The sequence below is a fragment of the Streptomyces sp. Da 82-17 genome (assembly GCF_046098215.1).
GTDB lineage: Bacteria > Actinomycetota > Actinomycetes > Streptomycetales > Streptomycetaceae > Streptomyces.
This window is the reverse complement of the sequence record NZ_JBJURH010000003.1, coordinates 393,782-411,720: the sequence shown is the minus strand read 5'-3', so window position 1 is coordinate 411,720 and position 17,939 is coordinate 393,782. Positions and strand designations below refer to the sequence as shown.

The window sequence follows — 17,939 nt, the reverse complement described above, 5'->3', positions numbered from 1 at the left end:
CCCCGCGCCCCTGTCGGGGCGCCCTATCGGGTTGCCTCCCGGCGGTCGTGGCGGAGCAAGGAGAGCAGCAACGTGACCGCCGCCGAGCCGACCGCCCACGCGGCGAGCACCAGGAACGGGCCGCCCGCGCCGTTCCCCCTGAAGTACGCGATCGAACGCGCCGCGAACGTGCCCGCGCCCGGCGGCAGTACGGGACCGAGGCCGCGCCAGAAGCCCGGCAGCAGCGGGTACGGGTACGCCCCGCCCGCGCTCGGGTTGCCGAGGACCACGACCACGATGATCGCGAGGCCGATGCCGACCACGCCCGCGATGCCCTGGAACGCGAGCGTGAGCGCGCCGACCGCGAAGACGAGCAGCGCGCCGAGCCCCCACAGGGCGGGCACACTGCCCGGCAGTGCGTCCAGCCATGGACCCGCGATCAGCGCGCCGAACAGGCCGGCCACCACCGAGTAGAGCAGCATCACGCAGAGCCGGATCAGGGCGCGGGCCGGGTTGGCGGGCTTGGCGCCCGCGCTGATCGCCAGGGCCGAGGCGCACAGATAGCCGCCCACGCACCAGCCGACCACGAGATAGAAGGAGGAGAGGCCGCGGGCGTCCCCGGCCGCGCCCGGGACCACGTCCTCGACCTTCAGCGCGCGCTTCTGCGCCCGCTCGGCCGCGCCGACGACCTGTTCGAGCGCCTGCGAGAGGCTGCCGCCCGCCGCGCTCGCGACCAGGAGGCGGTCGCCGGGGGCGCGCGGGTCGACGATCAGCGCGCCGTCCACGCCCCGCTCCCGGATCTGTTCGAGGGCCTCCGCCTCGTCCCGTACCGCGCGCGGTTTCAGGGGCTCGTCCGGCAGGGCCCGCAGCTGTTGCACGGCCTGGGCCGTGACCTGGGCGTTCGGGCCGGTCACCGCGATCGGGATCCGGTGCGGCTCGGGCTGGTGGAAGGCGCCGATGTACGAAGCGATGAAGGCGAGCTGCACCAGGAGCACGCCGATGACCAGAAGGCCGGTGCGGGCGCTGACCGCGTCCCTGACCTCGTGGAGAAATCCGGTGTTCGGGTCGCCGTCCAGGCCGCCGCCGCGTGTGGTCCTCGTCATGCCCCCACGCTCGACGGGCCGCCCCGAGGCCGCAGCAGGGCGGGCCCGAACGGGTGAGCGGCGGCCGGTCCGACCCGTCCGGCCGATCTTGCCGCCCCGCGGGGTCGTACGTACGTTCGAAACTGGTCTATGGTGGAGAAGGGGATGCCGAGAGCGAAGGTTCAGGTGGGTTCAGGAGGTGCGTGTGCCGGGGTTCACGCATCTGCACACCGCCTCCGGGTTCTCCGTGCGCTACGGCGCCTCGCACCCGGAGCGGCTGGCCGAGCGCGCCGCCGAGCGGGGCATGGACGCGCTCGCGCTCACCGACCGGGACACCCTGGCCGGGGCGGTGCGCTTCGCCGCGGCCTGCGAGAAGGCCGGGATCCGCCCGCTGTTCGGCGTCGACCTGGCGGTCGCCCCCGCCGTACGGGAATCCGGCTCCGCGCAGGAGAAGCGGCGCACCCCCGTGCGCGGCGGGGCCTTCGTCGACGAGTCCGCGCCCCGCGTCACCTATCTCGCCCGGGACGGCGCCGCCGCCTGGGCCGAGCTCTGCCGGCTGATCACCGCCGCCCACCGGGACGCCGACGGCGCGCTGCTGCCCTGGCCCGACAACCACGGCGACGGCCTCACCGTGCTGCTCGGCCCCGCCTCCGACGTGTGCCGTGCGCTCGCCGCGGGCCGTCCCGACCGTGCCGCGCGACTCCTCGCGCCCTGGCGGGAGCGGTACGGCGACGCGCTGCGCCTCGAAGCCGTCCACCACGGACTCAAGGGCACCGGCCCCGGATCGCTGCGGCTCGCCGCGCGCACCGTGGGCTTCGCCGCCGAGCAGGGCGTGACTCCCGTGCTCAGCAACGCCGTTCGGTACGCCGACCCCGGCCAGGGACCCGTCGCCGACGTCCTCGACGCGGCCCGGCGGCTCGTGCCCATCGACCCGCGGGGCGGCCTGGACAGCGGCGAGCGCTGGCTCAAGGGCGCCGACGCGATGCTGCACACGGCCGAGCGGGTCGTGGAGGCCGCGGGCTACCGGCGCGAGGCCGCGTACCGCCTGATGGAGAGCACGCAGCGGACCGCCGCCGGCTGCCTGGTCGACCCCGAGGACGACCTGGGCATCGGGAGCGTGCACTTCCCGGAGGCGCGGCTCGTCGGCGCCGGGCGCCGCACCGCGCAGCGCGCCCTCGCCTCCCGCGCCGCCGCCGGCATGGTCCTGCGCGGGTACGGGGACCGGCGCGCCTACTGGGAGCGGATGCACGAGGAACTGGACGTCATCGCCCACCACGGCTTCGCCTCGTACTTCCTGACGGTCGCTCAAGTCGTCGACGACGTACGGGAGATGGGGATCCGCGTGGCCGCGCGCGGGTCCGGGGCCGGGTCGCTCGTCAACCATCTGCTCGGCATCGCGCACGCCGACCCGGTCGAGCACGGGCTGCTGATGGAACGGTTCCTGTCCACCCGGCGCTCCGTCCTGCCGGACATCGACATCGACGTGGAGTCCGCCCGTCGGATCGAGGTGTACCGCGCGATCATCGACCGCTTCGGCGCCGAACGGGTCGCCACCGTCGCCATGCCCGAGACGTACCGCGTCCGGCACGCCGTCCGGGACGTCGGCGCGGCCCTGTCCATGGACCCCGCCGAGATCGACCGGCTCGCCAAGGCGTTCCCGCACATCCGCGCCAAGGACGCCCGCGCGGCCCTCGACGAGCTGCCCGAGCTGAGGGACGTGGCCGAACAGCGCGACAAGTACGGCCGGTTGTGGGAGCTGGTCGAAGGGCTGGACGCGCTGCCGCGCGGGGTCGCCATGCACCCGTGCGGGGTGCTGCTCTCGGACGCCTCGCTGCTCGCCCGTACGCCCGTGGTGCCGACCAGCGGCGAGGGCCTGCCGATGTCCCAGTTCGACAAGGACGACGTGGAGGAGCTCGGCCTGCTCAAGCTCGACGTCCTCGGCGTCCGCATGCAGTCCGCGATGGCGCACGCCGTACGGGAGGTCGAACGGGCCACGGGGGAGCGGATCGACCTGGACGCGGTGCCGGACGGCGACCCGGCGACGTACGAACTCGTCCGCAGCGCCGAGACGTTGGGGTGCTTCCAGATCGAGTCGCCCGGCCAGCGCGACCTGGTCGGACGGCTGCAGCCCTCGACCTTCCACGATCTCGTCGTGGACATCTCGCTGTTCCGGCCCGGGCCGGTCGCGGCCGACATGGTGCGGCCGTTCATCGAGTCCCGGCACGGCCGCAGGCCCGTCAGCTACCCGCACCCCGACCTGGAGGCGCCGCTGCGCGAGACGTACGGGGTGGTCGTCTTCCACGAGCAGATCATCGCGATGGTCGACATCATGACGGGCTGCGGCCGCGGCGAGGCCGACCGGGTGCGGCGCGGGCTCTCCGACCCCGAGTCGCAGGGCCGCATCAAGGTGTGGTTCGCCCAGCACGCGGCGGCGAAGGGGTACGACGCCGAGACCATCGGGCGGACCTGGGAGATCATCGAGGCCTTCGGCTCGTACGGCTTCTGCAAGGCGCACGCCGTCGCCTTCGCCGTGCCGACGTACCAGTCCGCCTGGCTCAAGGCGCACCACCCGGCCGCGTTCTACGCCGGGCTTCTCACCCACGACCCCGGCATGTACCCGAAGCGGCTGCTGCTCGCGGACGCGCGGCGGCGCGGGGTGCCGGTGCTGCCGTTGGACGTGAACCGGTCCGCGGTCGCTCACCGGATCGAACTGGTGTCGGATTCCTCCGGTCTGGATTCCGGTGCGCGGTGGGGCATTCGGCTCGCGCTGTCCGACGTGCACGGCATCAGCGAGGCGGAGGCGCACCGGATCGAGGAGGGGCAGCCGTACTCCTCGCTGCTCGACTTCCGGCAGCGGGCCAGGCCGGGCCGGCCGGTGGCCGAACGGCTCGCGAAGGTCGGCGCGTTGGACGCGTTCGGCGGCAACCGGCGCGACCTGCTCCTGCACCTGGCCGAGCTGCACCGCGGCGCCCGCGGCTCGTACGGGGAGCAGCTGCCGCTCGCCGGCGGCCGGCGCACCGCGGCCGTCGGGCTGCCCGACCTCGGCGAGGCCGAACGGCTCAGCGCCGAGCTCGGCGTCCTCGGCATGGACGCGTCCCGGCACCTCATGGGCGACCACCACGCGTTCCTGCGCGAGCTCGGCGTGACGTCCGCGAAGCGGCTGCGGATGGCCGAGAACGGGCAGACCGTGTTGGTCGCGGGCGCCAAGGCGGCCACCCAGACCCCGCCGATCCGCTCCGGCCGCCGCGTCATCTTCACCACCCTCGACGACGGCACCGGCCTGGTCGACCTGGCGTTCTTCGACGACAGCCACGAGCAGTGCGCGCACACCGTCTTCCACTCCTGGCTGCTCCTCGTCCGCGGCGTGGTCCAGCGCCGCGGCCCGCGCAGCCTGTCCGTGGTGGGCTCGGCGGCGTGGAACCTCCAGGAGCTGGTCGAGCTGCGGGAGTCGGGCGGCCTGGAGGCGGTGGGGGAGGCGCTGGCGGCGCCGGCCGCGGGCGCGGACGGGGGCGCCGGTGCGGACACGGGCCGGACGATCCGGATGCCGACCGGCTACGAGATGAACCCGTGGGCCGACCTTCAGCCACCCGGCGAAGGCCCCGCGGGAGGACGGAAGTTGTGGCACCAGAGTCCGGGGAGCGCGGGATGATTCTTTGTGTACGGTTCCTGTCCGGAGCGAGCGGGCTCGGGGCGAGCGGGGCTGGGTTGAACGGGCCCGGGGTGAGCGGTGAGGCTCTGTTGCCCGAACTCGTCGCGCTGCTCGGCGAGTTGACGCCCGTCGTCGAGGCCGCGCCGCCCGACACCGCCCTCGCCGATGTGCGCGGCGCCCTGCGCTACTTCGGCCGGGACGCCGAGCAGCTCGCCGCGCTCGTCCGGGTCCGCGCCCTCGCCCTGCACGGCGTGGACTGCGTGATCGGCGCGGGCCCCAACCCGATGCTGGCCCGGATGGCCGCCCGCGAGGCGGAGCCCGGCCAGACCCGGGTGGTGCCCGCGACGGCCGACGGCGTACGGGAGTTCCTGGACCGCAAGCCGGTCGTCGCCCTCGAAGGCGTCGGCCGGGCCACGGCCCGCACCCTGTGCACCTACGGCCTGGACTCCGTCGACCGGGTCGCCGCCGCACCGCTCGGCACGCTCCAGCGGATCCTCGGGGCGAAGGCGGGCCGCGAGGCGTACGAGAAGGCGCACGGCATCGACCGCACCCCCGTCGTGCGGAACGCCGCCGCGCGCTCCCTCGCCGCCGAACGGCCCTTCCCGCGCGACGAGTTGGACCCGGTGCTGCACCGGCGCGCGCTGCTCTCGCTGACCGCGGAGCTGGGGGCGCGGATGCGGGGCGCGAGCCAGGTGTGCCGCTCCCTGACGCTGACGGTGCGCTACGCCGACCGCTCCACCACGTCCCGCTCCCGTGCCCTGCGCGAGCCGACCGCGCACTCGGCGTCCCTGACCGCGGCGGCGTACGGCATGTACGACGCGCTGGGTCTGCAGCGGGCCCGGGTGCGGGGCCTTTCGCTGCGCGCGGAGGGGCTCGGCCCGGCCGAACAGGCCACGCTGCAGCTGAGCTTCGACCCGGTCGACGACAAGGCCCGCCGTCTGGAGGCCGCGGCGGACAAGGCCCGGGCACGGTTCGGCGAACGGGCGGTGCTGCCGGGGGCGTTGGCGGCGTAGGAGGTGCCGTGCGTGGGGCGGGCTCAGTTCGTCAGGGCCTGCGGCAGGTAGTCGGACGTGACGTTCAGGGTCCAGGCGTGGCAGTGCGTCGCCAGGTGGGCCAGGGCGATCGTGCCTATGGGCAGCAGCGTGCGGGGAGGGGGCTCGGCCGAGGCGGCGGACTGCTCGCGGTGCTGTTCCAGGCGGGCGACCAGGGCGCGCTCGAACGCCTCCTGGTCGTCGTCCAGGAGCACCCGGAGCAGCCGCTGGTCGGCGGAGAGCGCCCCGCCGACGGCGTCCAACCGCCGGGCGCCCTCCGCGCGTTCCCCGGCGGTCGGCGTGCGCAGGGCGGCGGTGTGGTCCTCGGCGAGGTAGAGGCAGAGGGCGTCCATCTCGGCGAGGTCGGCGGGGTCGGACACGGAGGCGTGGTCGGAGTGCGGCACGCCTTGGCGGATCGAGGGGGCGTAGTCACCCCGCAGGAGTGGGCTGAGCATCTCCCGCCGGTCCTGGATGAAGCCGCTGGCCACGATCAGGGCCCAGGCGTCCACCCACCACCTGGCGGTGGCGGCCTCCTCCACCACGCAGTCGAACGCCGTGTTCTCACTGCTGATGGCCTCCCCGACCAGGGAGAACGGGATCAGCTGGTCGCCGTTCGGGAAGCAGCCGAGGCTGACCAGGCCGTGGGCGCACTCCGCCGCGGTGCGCAGCACCGTGCGGGTCTGCCGGGTGGGCGGGCCTTCCCGCAGCGCGGCGGCGGCATGGTCGAGGAGTTCGTCCCGCATCTCCGCCAGCAGGTCCATCCCGAACGCGTCGTACTCCATCGTGTGCCAGCGGCCGAAGGCCCGACTCCTGATGCCGTCCAGCGCCCGGTCCAGCTCCCCCCGACTCACCTCGTGACAAGGCACGTTCACGTTCTGCATGGCGCCGTCCTCCCCGTGTTCTGTGCGGCGCTTGCCACCGTAACGGCCGCCACTGACAACGGACTCAGGCCAGCAGTCGGCGCAGCGCGTAGCCGAAGACGGCGTGGCCCGCGCGGGCCGTGAGGGGGTCGAGGGCGCGGGGCAGGCGGGTCACCCGCAGGTCCTCGCGCCACACGACGGACGAGCCGGTGCCGAGGGGGCGTACCTCGATCTCGGCCCAGCCGGTGAGGAACGAGCCCGTCTTGACCAGGCGGCAGCGGCCGAACTCGGCGTCCGGGCCCGGGGGTTGCCACTCGGTGACCTCCATCGGGTCGTCGAAGGCGAACCGGCCGACGCCCGTGCGGGCCACGAAGCGGGTGCCGGTACGGGTGGGCGGGGCGGTCAGGACCGTCGTACGGGTCAGCGGGACCTGGGCGGCGTGCCGCGGCCAGTCGGTGACGCGCCGCCAGGCCTCGGCCGGCGGGAGCGAACAGCGGCGGGTGATCCGGAACTCGGGCATCCGGCCAGCGTAGAAGGCCGGGGGCGGGCGGGGTGCGAGCGCGGGGGTAGCGTGTGGATCAAGAGACCGAGCAGGACGACCAAGGGGGAAGCACGTGCGGTTCGGGCCGGTGGTCAGAGGAAGTCTCGCGGTGTTCGTGGGGCTCGCTCTCGCGGGGTGCGGGGCCGGGCAGAGCGGTGACGGCGGGGGCGGCAGCGGCGGCGGGTCCGGCAAGGGCCCCGAGCAGGCCGCGCCGAAGGAGCGGGTGCCGAAGCGGTACGAGGCGCCGCTGACGTTCGACACCGCGAAGACCGTGGTGCTGCCGGAGTCGGCGGGCGCGGGCAAGATCTCCATGGCCGGGCTGCAGCACCCGCTGCCGCTGGTGGTCGACCGGGGCGTCGTCTTCATCGCCCGCCCCGACGGCGTGGACGTGGTCAGCGGCTACCGGCACAGCGACCCGGTGCGGATCACCCCCGAGCACGAACCCCTCGTCAGGGTCGAGGACTTGGGGCCGATCGTCGGCGGCAACCCGGCCGAGGCCCCGGTCGTCGCCGAGCACGGCGGTGAGCGGCTGGTCCTCAGCAGCCTGGTCGCCGAGGTCCCCGGCTCCGGCACGACCAAGGGCCACCAGGTGGTCGAACTCGTCGCCGTGGACCCCGCGCAGGCCACCAAGGCCTGGTCGGTGGAGATCGAGCTGGGCGAGGGCCACTACTCCGTGGACGACGAGGAGACCCGCGTCGTCGGCGTGCACGGCGGGACCGCCGTCGTGTACGCGTCCGGGCAGCTCTTCGGCGTCGACCTGGGCAGCCACCGCAAGGTGTGGGCCGCGAAGGGCACGTACGACGTCGCGCCCGTCCTCGTCGGGGACACCGTCGTCGCCGCCACGGCCGACATGACCGACCGGGAGACCGTCGGCCTGAGCGCGGCCGACGGGCGCGAGCGGTGGCGTGACACGACCGTCTCCGTCGAGGGGATCGCCGCGGCGGGACCGAAGACGGTGATGATCAGCGGCTACGACACGAAGGCGGAGGACGACGGCGGCGCCCTCCTCGACGCGACGACCGGCAAGCGCCTGCGGTCCTACGGCGAGGGCCTCACCGCCGACCGCTGCGCGTACGACGGCCGGAAGACCGTGGTGTGCAGCAGCGTCGGCGGGGACTCGGCGGTCGCCTACGACTCGGCCACCGGCAAGGACCGCTGGGTGCTGCCCGACGAGGCGGAGACCCGGGTGGCGCCCAGGGTGACGCTGGTGCGGGCCGGCCTCGTGTACGGCACGACGGAGAACGGTCCGGTCGTCCTCGACGCGGAGACGGGCGCCGACAAGGAGGACGCGCCGGGGATCGCCCCGTACGTCACGGACGGCTCCGTCGGCGTGGCGCTCGACAAGGACAACAACAACGCGGTCACCGCGTACCCCGTCACCGGCTGACCGGCCGGGCCCGCGCACAGGGCCGCGCCGCCGCCCCCAGGTGAAGGTGGAGGGCGGCGGCGCGGCCTGAACCGGCGTGCAGGCGCCGGGACTTGAGGCCCGCGAGACGGGCGGCGCGACAGCGTCGGCGTCAGCGGCCGTGGCGTCCGGCGGGGGTCAGCGGCTGTGGCGGCCGGTCGCGGCGGCCCGGCGGCGGGTCGTCGCGAACAGCGCACCGGCGCCCACGGCGAGGGCGGCGGCGCCGCCGATCGCGATGTACGGGGTCGTCGAGTCGCCGCCGGTCTCGGCGAGTTCGGTGCCGGCGGCCGCGGGCTCGGCGGCGCCGCCCTTCGCCTCGGGAGCGTTGCCGGAGTCCGCGCCCGTGTCCTCGTCCGTGCCCGCGCCCTCGTCCGACGGCTCGGCCTCGGCGGCCGGGTCGGAGTGGCCCGCCGGGTGCTCGCCGTGGTCGCCGCCGTGGCCGGAGTGGTCCACCGTGGACTTCTCGGCGCCCGCGTCGATCTGCTCACCCGACGGCGCCTGAGCCTGAGGGGCCTCAGCGGCCGAGCCGCCCCCGCCGAACGTCACGTCCGAGCAGGTGTAGAACGCCTCGGGGGAGTCCGAGCGCTGCCAGATGCTGTAGACCAGGTGCCGGCCCGACTTGCCGGGCACGGTGCCGTCGAAGACGTACTCGCCGTTCTCCAGCTTCGGGTCGGTGACCTTCGCGAACGGCTCCGACTCCAGGTCCGACCACTTCAGCGGCTTGCTCGGGTCGTAGCCGTCCTTCGTGATGTACAGCTCGAAGGAACCCTTGTGCGGGGCGGTCGCCTTGTAGCGGAACGTGTGCTTCCCGGCGCTGAGTTCGCTGGCCGGCCAGTCGGCGCGGGGCAGGTCGAGGCCCTTGTACTTGTCGCGGCCGGCGCTGCACAGCTTGCCGTCCGGGATGATCTCGCGGTGCTTGCCCGCGGCGTTCGCGATGTTGACCTCGTTCCAGTCGTAGAAGGCCTGCGCGCCGCTGGCCTCGACCGCGGCCTTGCAGGCGGCCGACTTCGGGGACTCCGGGCCCTCCGCGAAGCAGGCCGAGACCCGGCTCACCGGGTCCGTCATCGATCCGTGCGCGGCGGCGGGCGACGCGGCCAGGGCGGTCAGCGCCAGCGGGGCTATGCCGAGGGCGGCGATGACGGTGGCGCGGCGGGTGCTCATACGGGTCTCCTAGAAACGGTTCACACGGGGGGTGGCGAGAGACGAAGCTAGCCCCTGAGAACCGTGAAATCGCCTGCTGAGCCCGGGTCTTGGCGATCCTTATGGTCGCTTTAAGGGTCGGCTCAGAGGCGGTTAAAGCAGCGCGGCGGAACGTCCGGTTCCTCCCGCTCGGCAGCGCGGCGCGCTCACCCCACCCACCGGTACCGCCGCTCCGGCCGCCCCGTGCCCCCGTACTTCAGGGTCACCTCGACGCGGCCCGTGTCCGCGAAGAACTCCAGGTAGCGGCGGGCGCTGACGCGGGACAGCGAGCCCGCCTGAGCGCACTGCGAGGCCGACAGGCCGCCCGGCTCCGCGCGCAGCACCCGCTCGACCAGGTCCGCCGTGTGCGCCGCGAGGCCCTTCGGCAGTTCGCGGGAGCCCGGCGGGCGGGTGCCGAAGATCTGGTCGACGTCCTCCTGGCGGGCCTCGCCCAGGTCGTCGAGGCGGGCCCGCAGCGCGGCCACGTGCCGCAACTGCTCCTGCAGCGCCGCCTGGTTGAACGGTTTGATCAGGTAGTGCAGCGCACCGGCGCGCAGCGCGGAGCGGATCACCTCCGCGTCCCGGGCCGCCGTGATGAACAGCGCGTCGACCCGCGGCCGCGCCGGATCCCGCTCCTCCGCAGCCCTGAGCTCCCGCAGTACGGCGATGCCGTCCATGTCCGGCAGGTACACGTCGAGGAGCACGAGATCGGGCTGCAGCCGCTCCGCGGCGCGCAGGGCCTCGGCGCCGCTGTGCGCGACCCCGGCCACCGTGAATCCGTCCATCGCGGACACGCAGCGGCCGTGCAGCTTGGCCACCATGAAGTCGTCGTCCACGACCAGGACTTTCGTCGGCTCGTTCACCGCGTCAGGCTAGGTAGCCGACCACAACGACCACAACGTCCGTTGCTTGCGGAAGAGAGACAGCTTGTTAACGCCCAGGCAACATGTGGGCCACCTCACAAGCGACCCTTTCCCCTTCACGTACCGACAGGTGGTGGCACACGTGCGTCTGCGCACTCCCCTCGCCCTGCTCGGGGCCGCGCTGCTCGTGCTCGCCGGGCCGCCGCTGCTCACCTCGGGCAGCGGCGCCGACACCGGCACACAGATCCCGGGCCTGCGCTTCATGGTCCCCAACACACCGGGCGGCGGCTACGACATCACGGCCCGCACCGCGGCCAAGGACGCCGAGGACGCCGGGCTCACCCACAACATCGAGGTGTTCAACCTGCCCGGCGCGGGCGGCACCGTGGGGCTGACCCGGCTCGTCGGCGAGCACGGCAACGGCAAGCTCGCCATGTCCATGGGCCTGGGCGTCGTGGGTGCGGCGCGCTCCAACCACTCGCCCAAGACCCTCGCCGACACCACCCCGATCGCCCGCCTCACCGAGGAGCAGGACGTCGTGGTGGTCGCCAAGGACTCCCCGTACAAGACCATCGAGGACCTGATCGACGCCTGGAAGAAGAACCCGGGCAAGATGCCGGTCGGCGGCGGCTCCTCGCCCGGCGGGCCCGACCACATCGCGCCGATGCTGATGGCGCGCGCGGCCGGGATCGAGCCGAAGAAGGTCAACTACGTGCCGTTCGACGGCGGCGGTGAACTCCTCGCCTCGATCCTCGGCAACAAGGTGGCGTTCGGCGTCTCCGGCGTCGGCGAGTACCTCGACCAGATCAAGTCGGGCGAGCTGCGGCTGCTCGCCGTGACCGGGCCGAAGCGGGTCGAGGGCCTGGACGGGCCGACCCTCAAGGAGTCCGGCTACGACGTGAACTTCACCAACTGGCGCGGCATCGTCGCCCCGCCCGGCCTCTCCGACACCGAGCGCGAGAAGCTCACCGGCCTCGTGAAGAAGCTGCACGCCTCGAAGCAGTGGCAGAAGTCGATGAAGAAGAACGGCTGGGAGGACGCCTTCGCCACCGGCGACGAGTTCGGCGCCTTCCTCGAAGCCCAGGACAAGCGCGTCGTGTCCGTACTGAAGGAGCTGGGCCTGTGAGCACGACCACCGAGACGTCCCCCGCCCCGGCCGAGCCGCGCCGGTCCTGGCTCAAGGAGCACTCCGAACTCGGCGTGTCCGTCCTGCTGTTGGTGCTCGGCGTGCTCGTCCTCACCGACGCGCTCACCATGGACGTCGACATCGCCCAGCGCGGCCCCGTCGGCCCGAAGACCGTGCCCGTCGTCGTCGGGATCGGCCTCCTCGTCGTCGCCGCCCTGCTCGCCGTCGACGTGCTGCGCGGCGGCCGCGGCGAGTCCGAGACCGGCGAGGACGTCGACCTGTCCGAACCCGCCGACTGGCGCACCGTGCTGCTCCTCGCCGGGGTCTTCCTCGCGACCGCCGTCCTGATCGACCCGCTCGGCTTCCCGGTCGCCGGAGCGCTGCTCTTCTGGGGCGCGGCCTTCGCGCTCGGCAGCCGCCGCTTCGACCGCGACCCGCTGATCGCCGCCGGGCTCTCCCTGCTCACCTACGTCGTCTTCAACAACCTGCTCGGGGTGCCGCTGCCCGGTGGTCCGCTGATGGGAGTGCTGTGACATGAACGCCCTCAACTCCCTGCTGGACGGCTTCGGCACGGCGCTGTCCCCGCTCAACCTGCTCTGGGCCGCCATAGGCGTGCTCCTCGGCACCGCCATCGGCGTCCTGCCCGGCATCGGCCCCGCCATGGCCGTCGCCCTGCTGCTCCCCGTGACGTACGGGCTCGACCCGACGGCCGCGTTCATCATGTTCGCCGGCATCTACTACGGCGCGATGTTCGGCGGCTCCACCACGTCCATCCTGCTCAACACCCCCGGGGAGAGCGCCGCCGTCGTCGCGGCCCTGGAGGGCAACCCGATGGCCAAGGCCGGGCGCGGCGCACAGGCCCTCGCGGCCGCCGCCATCGGCCACTTCGCGGGCGGCATGGTCGGCACGATCCTGCTCGTCGCGCTCGCCCCGAAGGTCGCCGAACTCGCCGTCGACATCGGCGCGCCCGACTACTTCGCCATCATGGTCCTCGCGTTCATCGCGGTGACCAGCGTCCTCGGCTCCTCCCGCATCCGCGGCATGGCCTCCCTGCTCATCGGTCTCACCATCGGCCTGATCGGCCTCGACCAGATGACCGGCCAGCAGCGCCTCACCTTCGGCTCGCTGCAACTCGCCGACGGCGTCGACGTGGTGATCGTCGCGGTGGGCCTGTTCGCGATCGGCGAGGCCCTGTGGGTCGCCGCGCATCTGCGCCGCACCACCGGCGAGGCCATCCCCGTCGGCCGCCCGTGGCTCGGCAAGGGGGACGTCAAGCGCTCCTGGAAGTCCTGGCTGCGCGGCCCCCTCATCGGCTTCCCGTTCGGCGCGATCCCGGCCGGCGGCGCGGAGATCCCCACGTTCCTCTCGTACGTCACCGAGAAGCGGCTCTCCAAGCACAAGGACGAGTTCGGCAAGGGCGCCATCGAGGGCGTCGCCGGCCCCGAGTCCGCCGCCTCCGCGTCGGCCGCCGGAACCCTCGTCTCCATGCTGACCCTCGGCCTGCCGACCACCGCCGTCGCGGCCGTGATGCTCGCCGCGTTCCAGCAGTACGGCATCCAGCCGGGCCCGCTCCTCTTCGAACGCGAACCGGAGCTGGTGTGGGGCCTGATCGCCTCGCTGTTCGTCGGCATGGTGCTGTTGCTCGCCCTGAACCTGCCGCTGGCCCCGCTCTGGGCGAAGCTGCTGCGGATCCCGCGGCCGTACCTGTACGCGGGCATCCTGTTCTTCGCCGCGGTCGGCGCGTACGCGGTCGGCGGTGAGGCGCTCGACCTGGTGATCCTGCTCGTCATCGGCCTGATCGGCTTCGGCATGCGGCGCTACGGACTGCCCGTCCTGCCCGCCGTCATCGGCGTCATCCTCGGCCCGGCCGCCGAGCAGCAGCTGCGCCGCGCCCTGCAGATCAGCGACGGCAGCGTCACGGGGCTCGTGAACACGCCGTTCGCGGTGACGGTGTACGCGGTGGTCGTGCTCCTGCTCGCGTGGCCGCTGCTCAAGAAGCTGTTCGTGCGCGGCAGTTCGGACCGTACCGTCGACGCATGACGCTTCCTTCCTCCGGCCTCTCCGGCATCCGGCCCGCCACCACGACCGACACCGCCGCCGTACGCGCGGTGACGGACGCCGCGTACCACCACTACATCGAGCGCATCGGGCTCCGGCCCGCGCCGATGGACCGGGACCACGCGGCGGACGTGGCGGCGGGCCGGGTGTTCGTCACCGGTGACCCCGTCATCGGCCTGGTGGTCCTCGTCCCGCACGCCGACCACCTCTACCTGGAGTCGATCGCCGTCCACCCCGACGCCCACGGGCGCGGGGTGGGCCGTGCGCTGCTCGCCTTCGTGGAATCCCGGGCGCTGGAGCTCGGCCTTCCGGAAGTCCGGCTCCTCACGAACGCGATGATGTGGGAGAACCAGAAGATGTACGCGCGGTACGGCTACGAGGTGGTCGAGCGCACCGTCGAGGGGCCGTACGACCGGATCCACTACCGCAAGGGGGTGGGGGCGGGCGCGTGAATCTCCCCGCCCCTTCCCGAAAGCCTCCGGCGGTTCGTCGTTCCTGCGGCGCCGTCGTGGCTGGTCGCGCCCCGCGGCGGAGCCGCTGATGTCACTGCCCCGCGCCCCTTCGGGGCCCGTGAATTCGACGTTCAGCTCTCCGGCCACCACGTTCTGCGGATGTCCTTGCGGATCTCCGGGCGCGGGCGGGCCGCCTCCTCGCTGCGCTCCTCGGCGCGGCGGCGGGCGGCGGGGCGGATCAGGGGCTTGTGCAGGGTCTGGCGACGCATGACGGCCTCCTAGGGTGGAGCAGGCCTGGTTCCGCGTTCCGGAGACAGACCCGGAAGAGGAGCGTCACCCATCACCGCACCCCTGTCTGTGGCCTGCGTCACTCCGTCTGGTGCGTGGGCCCGCGCTCGGAGGTGTGGATCACGTTCTCCGGGGCCGTTCCTGCGCCCCCTGCGCCCCCTGTGCACTCCTGTGGCCGAGCGCCCGCGCCCCAACCGGCTTGCGGGCGAACGCCGTTGTCAGTGGCGGCTGCGACCATCGGCACCATGACCACCGAGAGCACAGGCAACGGCACGGAGCGTGCGGAACGCGCCGCGGACTTCGACTTCGACACCCTCGACCGCCCCATCGACTGGAACGCGGCCGCGCCCCACTTCGACGACGCCCCCGACCACGGCCTGCGCGACGCCGACGTCCGCGCCGCCTGGGCCGACCGCCTCGCGGACTGGCTGCCGGAAGCGCCCGCGGACGTGCTCGACCTGGGCTGCGGCACCGGCAGCCTGGCCCTGCTCGCCGCCGAGCGGGGGCACCGCGTCACCGCCGTCGACAGCGCACCGCGCATGGTCGAGCACGCACGGGCGAAGCTCGCCGGCACGGACGCCGAGGTGCTCGTCGGGGACGCGGCCAGACCCCCGCTCGACGGCCGCCGCTTCGACGTGGTCCTCGCCCGGCACGTGCTGTGGATGCTGCCCGACCCGGAGTCCGTCCTGCGCCACTGGTGCACGCTGCTCAGGCCCGGCGGCCGGCTCGTCCTCGTCGAGGGCGTCTGGGGTGAGCAGAGCCCCGTCGGCCTGCCCCTCACCCGGCTCACCCGCGCCCTCGCCCCGCTCGCCGGGCGCGTGCACACCGAGTCGCTGTCCGCCGACGCCCGGCTGTGGGGCGGCCCGGTCACGGACGAGCGGTACGCGGTGGTGGCTGCCGTGGCCGGACCGCGCCGCCACACGGAGGTCGTCGACGTCCACCTGATCGTGCGCAGCGGCGACGAGGTGCTGCTCGCCCGCCGCAAGGACACCGGGTACGCGGACGGCCTGCTGCACGCCCCGTCCGGCCACACCGAGGACGGCGAGGACGTCCGCGCCGCGGTGATCCGGGAGGCCGAGGAGGAGGTCGGGCTCCGCCTCGCCCCGGAGGACCTGCGGGTCGCCCTCGTCATGCAGCACCGCGGCCCCGGCGCCGCACCCCGCATCGGCTGGTTCTTCGAGGCGGACCACGGCGCGGGCGGCACCCCCGTCAACCGCGAGCCCGGGAAGTGCTCCGAGCTCGGCTGGTACGCGCTGGACGCCCTGCCCGACGACATGGTGGCGTACTGCCGGGCGGGCCTGGACGCCTACCGGGCCGGGGAGCGGTTCGTCGTCCACTGGCACGAGGACGACGACCCGGTCGCGTACGAGCAGGGGGCCGCCGGGAGGGCGGTGGTGTTGCCGATGAGCGCGGGGTAGCGCCGGGCGCGGCGGCTCAGGTCGCGAGCAGGGACTCCAACTCGCCCTTCCTGGCGAGGAGTTCCAGCTCGTCCAGGGCCGCCGTGGCCGCCGCTGCGGCGTCGGGGTCCCGCTCGGCGAGGCCGCTCTCGGCGAACTCGTCCTCGTCGAGGCGCAGCACGGACGTGCCGTCGGCGGACACCCACAGGTCGAGGTCCAGGTCCTCGACGACGATCCCGTCCGGGCCTGCCTCGGCCGGCCGGGTCACGTCGCAGTACCAGCCCTTCAACTCCCCGTCGCCGGCCCGGACCTCCTTCACCGCGTACCACCGGTCCCGCCAGTAGTGCTCGGTGAACACGTCGCCCGGCTCGAAGCGGACGAAGCCGAAGTCGCGTGCGCCCTCGCCCGCCCAGAGGGCGCGCACCACCAGGTGGGTGCCGTCGTCGCTCAGCAGCGTCGCCGGATAGCCGATCTTCGTCCGCCCCGCCTTGCGCAGGACCACGTCCACGATGCCGCCCTCCTCAGCCGATGCCGAGTTCCCGGACATGCCGTACCTCCGTCGCGCAGATCTCGTACCCGAACCACTTGTTGACCGCGAGCATCGGCTCGTTGCCGGCGTCGTTGCCGGTGAACGCCTCGGTGAGGCCCGCGGCCCGGGCCCGGTGCAGTGAGTGTGCCTTGACCAGCTTGGCGAGCCCGCGGCCCCGGTGCGCGCGCAGCACGCCGGTCATCCCCGACGTGTACCGGCTGACCCGGTCGGTGCGGGCCGCGGTGAACGCCGCCGGCACGCCGTCGACCACGGCCACCACGGTCAGCTCGCGGTCCAGGCTCGGGTGGCCCCACGTGCCGGTCAACCAGTCCTCGTAGTCGTCGAGTTCGGCCCCGACGTCGCTCGGCTCGTCCGCCGTCGTCTCGGCGTCGAGCGCGAACAGCGGCCGCGGGTCGTCCGCGAAGTCCGCCGCCGTGGCCAGCTCGACCCCGGCAGGCGTCTCGGGCGGCGGCGGCAGCGTGCCCTCGTCCAGGGCGAGCCGCAGGAAGTGCGCGGAACGGCGGGCCCGGTAGCCGCGCCGCTCGGCGAACGACCGGTTCGCGGGCCCGTCGAGGACCCACGAGTAGACGGAGCTCGCGCCCGCGAACGCCAGATGCTCCTCGGCGGTTCGCACGAGCAGCGAGCCCGCCCCGCGCCCCAGGTGGTCCGGGTGCACGTACACATTCGCGTACGCCTGGCCCGGCGTGCCGCTCTCGTACGCGAGGCCGACCTGGGCGCGGCCGACGATCCGGCCGTCGACCTCGGCGACCAGCAGCTTGTAGGCGCTCGCCGGGTTGGCGTGCGCCGCCGACCACACGATCTCCTCGGGCGTCGTCACCATGAACGGGATGGCGGCACGCAGCACTTCGGCGGTCGCCTCGGCGTCCTCGGGGCGGAATTCTCGTACGAGCACAGTCATGGGGACGGACGGTACGACGCGAACCAGTGCCCGCGCCTTCGAATTTCCCGACCGTGCGCCAGAATCGAACCGTGACCCTCAAGATCCACGTCGACCACGAAGCCGGCGCGCCCTACGAGCAGGTGCGCGCCCAGATCTCCGAGCAGGCCAGGTCGGGCGAGCTGCCCGTGGGCCACAAACTCCCGACGGTACGCGGGCTCGCGCAGGAACTCGGCCTCGCCGCGAACACGGTGGCCAAGGCGTACCGCGCGCTGGAGGCGGACGGCGTCATCGAGACGCGCGGGCGCAACGGAACGTTCGTCGCCGCGGCGGGGGATGCGGCGGAGCGGCACGCGGCTGCTGCGGCGCAGGCGTATGCGCGGGAGGCGCGTCGCCTCGGCCTGGACCAAGGGGCCGCCCTTGACGCGGTACGGGACGCGCTGCGCGCTGCGTACGAGTAGAACTCGGGGGTGCGCGGCTGTCTTTCGTCTGCCGCGCCACTGTGGCTGGTCGCGCAGTTCCCCGCGCCCCTATCCGGGGCTCCGGGGCGGAGCCCCGGCTCAGGGGCGCGGGGAACTGCGCGACCAGCCACAGTGGCGCCG

General features: G+C 73.7%; 17 protein-coding genes. 9 read left to right on the top strand and 8 right to left on the bottom strand.

Annotated features, from left to right (window positions below):
* Positions 1-23: 23 nt before the first annotated feature.
* On the bottom strand, positions 24-1,082 hold the full coding sequence (locus tag ACIDOF_RS07345; RefSeq protein WP_409004881.1) for an ABC transporter permease: 1,059 nt from the start codon (positions 1,080-1,082) through the stop codon (positions 24-26).
* Positions 1,083-1,266: 184 nt separating this feature from the next.
* On the opposite strand from ACIDOF_RS07345, the gene ACIDOF_RS07340 reads away from it, so the two are divergent.
* A complete protein-coding gene (locus ACIDOF_RS07340) occupies positions 1,267-4,710 on the top strand; it encodes a DNA polymerase III subunit alpha (RefSeq protein WP_409004880.1) in 3,444 nt (1,147 codons plus the stop codon).
* Positions 4,707-5,723 carry a DNA polymerase thumb domain-containing protein gene (locus tag ACIDOF_RS07335; protein ID WP_409004879.1) on the top strand — a complete coding sequence of 339 codons (1,017 nt, stop codon included), beginning with the start codon at positions 4,707-4,709 and terminating at the stop codon, positions 5,721-5,723. Before ACIDOF_RS07340 ends, ACIDOF_RS07335 begins: the two co-directional genes overlap by 4 nt.
* A gap of 23 nt (positions 5,724-5,746) precedes the next feature.
* On the opposite strand, the gene ACIDOF_RS07330 is transcribed toward ACIDOF_RS07335, so the two are convergent.
* Entirely contained in the window at positions 5,747-6,622 is an 876-nt protein-coding gene (locus tag ACIDOF_RS07330; RefSeq protein ID WP_409004878.1) for an immunity 49 family protein, read from the bottom strand.
* A 64-nt stretch (positions 6,623-6,686) separates the two neighbouring features.
* Positions 6,687-7,121, bottom strand: coding sequence for an SRPBCC family protein (locus ACIDOF_RS07325; protein ID WP_409004877.1), 435 nt, complete (start codon positions 7,119-7,121; stop codon positions 6,687-6,689).
* Positions 7,122-7,215: 94 nt separating this feature from the next.
* Here ACIDOF_RS07325 and ACIDOF_RS07320 point away from each other — a divergent pair, with 94 nt between their 5' ends.
* The gene (locus ACIDOF_RS07320) at positions 7,216-8,529 is read left to right on the top strand and encodes a PQQ-binding-like beta-propeller repeat protein (protein WP_409004876.1); all 1,314 of its coding nucleotides are present in this window, start codon (positions 7,216-7,218) and stop codon (positions 8,527-8,529) included.
* Between the two features lie 156 nt (positions 8,530-8,685).
* On the opposite strand, the gene ACIDOF_RS07315 is transcribed toward ACIDOF_RS07320, so the two are convergent.
* Together ACIDOF_RS07315 and ACIDOF_RS07310 are read right to left on the bottom strand one after the other, a co-directional pair.
* A complete protein-coding gene (locus ACIDOF_RS07315) occupies positions 8,686-9,708 on the bottom strand; it encodes a lytic polysaccharide monooxygenase (protein WP_409004875.1) in 1,023 nt (340 codons plus the stop codon).
* A 185-nt stretch (positions 9,709-9,893) separates the two neighbouring features.
* On the bottom strand, positions 9,894-10,589 hold the full coding sequence (locus ACIDOF_RS07310) for a response regulator (protein WP_409004874.1): 696 nt from the start codon (positions 10,587-10,589) through the stop codon (positions 9,894-9,896).
* A gap of 142 nt (positions 10,590-10,731) precedes the next feature.
* Here ACIDOF_RS07310 and ACIDOF_RS07305 point away from each other — a divergent pair, with 142 nt between their 5' ends.
* The 4 genes from ACIDOF_RS07305 to ACIDOF_RS07290 are packed head-to-tail and all read left to right on the top strand — an operon-like array spanning position 10,732 to position 14,225.
* Positions 10,732-11,715: a Bug family tripartite tricarboxylate transporter substrate binding protein gene (locus tag ACIDOF_RS07305; protein WP_409004936.1), complete on the top strand. Its 984-nt coding sequence runs from the start codon at positions 10,732-10,734 to the stop codon at positions 11,713-11,715.
* On the top strand, positions 11,712-12,248 hold the full coding sequence (locus ACIDOF_RS07300; protein WP_409004873.1) for a tripartite tricarboxylate transporter TctB family protein: 537 nt from the start codon (positions 11,712-11,714) through the stop codon (positions 12,246-12,248). Before ACIDOF_RS07305 ends, ACIDOF_RS07300 begins: the two co-directional genes overlap by 4 nt.
* Position 12,249: 1 nt before the next feature.
* Positions 12,250-13,755 carry a tripartite tricarboxylate transporter permease gene (locus tag ACIDOF_RS07295; RefSeq protein WP_409004872.1) on the top strand — a complete coding sequence of 502 codons (1,506 nt, stop codon included), beginning with the start codon at positions 12,250-12,252 and terminating at the stop codon, positions 13,753-13,755.
* Positions 13,752-14,225, top strand: a complete 474-nt coding sequence (locus ACIDOF_RS07290) for a GNAT family N-acetyltransferase (protein ID WP_409004871.1) — start codon at positions 13,752-13,754, stop codon at positions 14,223-14,225. The genes ACIDOF_RS07295 and ACIDOF_RS07290 overlap by 4 nt, the downstream gene beginning before the upstream one ends.
* 131 nt (positions 14,226-14,356) lie before the next feature.
* Here the strand turns inward: ACIDOF_RS07290 and ACIDOF_RS07285 are convergent, their stop codons facing one another.
* Positions 14,357-14,494, bottom strand: coding sequence for a hypothetical protein (locus tag ACIDOF_RS07285; protein ID WP_409004870.1), 138 nt, complete (start codon positions 14,492-14,494; stop codon positions 14,357-14,359).
* Positions 14,495-14,758: 264 nt separating this feature from the next.
* Here ACIDOF_RS07285 and ACIDOF_RS07280 point away from each other — a divergent pair, with 264 nt between their 5' ends.
* Positions 14,759-15,931: a methyltransferase domain-containing protein gene (locus ACIDOF_RS07280; RefSeq protein WP_409004869.1), complete on the top strand. Its 1,173-nt coding sequence runs from the start codon at positions 14,759-14,761 to the stop codon at positions 15,929-15,931.
* A 16-nt stretch (positions 15,932-15,947) separates the two neighbouring features.
* On the opposite strand, the gene ACIDOF_RS07275 is transcribed toward ACIDOF_RS07280, so the two are convergent.
* Positions 15,948-16,457 carry a DUF402 domain-containing protein gene (locus tag ACIDOF_RS07275; protein ID WP_409004868.1) on the bottom strand — a complete coding sequence of 170 codons (510 nt, stop codon included), beginning with the start codon at positions 16,455-16,457 and terminating at the stop codon, positions 15,948-15,950.
* Positions 16,432-17,358 carry a GNAT family N-acetyltransferase gene (locus ACIDOF_RS07270; RefSeq protein WP_409004867.1) on the bottom strand — a complete coding sequence of 309 codons (927 nt, stop codon included), beginning with the start codon at positions 17,356-17,358 and terminating at the stop codon, positions 16,432-16,434. Before ACIDOF_RS07270 ends, ACIDOF_RS07275 begins: the two co-directional genes overlap by 26 nt.
* Positions 17,359-17,429: 71 nt before the next feature.
* Here ACIDOF_RS07270 and ACIDOF_RS07265 point away from each other — a divergent pair, with 71 nt between their 5' ends.
* Positions 17,430-17,798, top strand: coding sequence for a GntR family transcriptional regulator (locus ACIDOF_RS07265; protein WP_409004866.1), 369 nt, complete (start codon positions 17,430-17,432; stop codon positions 17,796-17,798).
* The last annotated feature ends 141 nt before the right edge of the window (positions 17,799-17,939 follow it).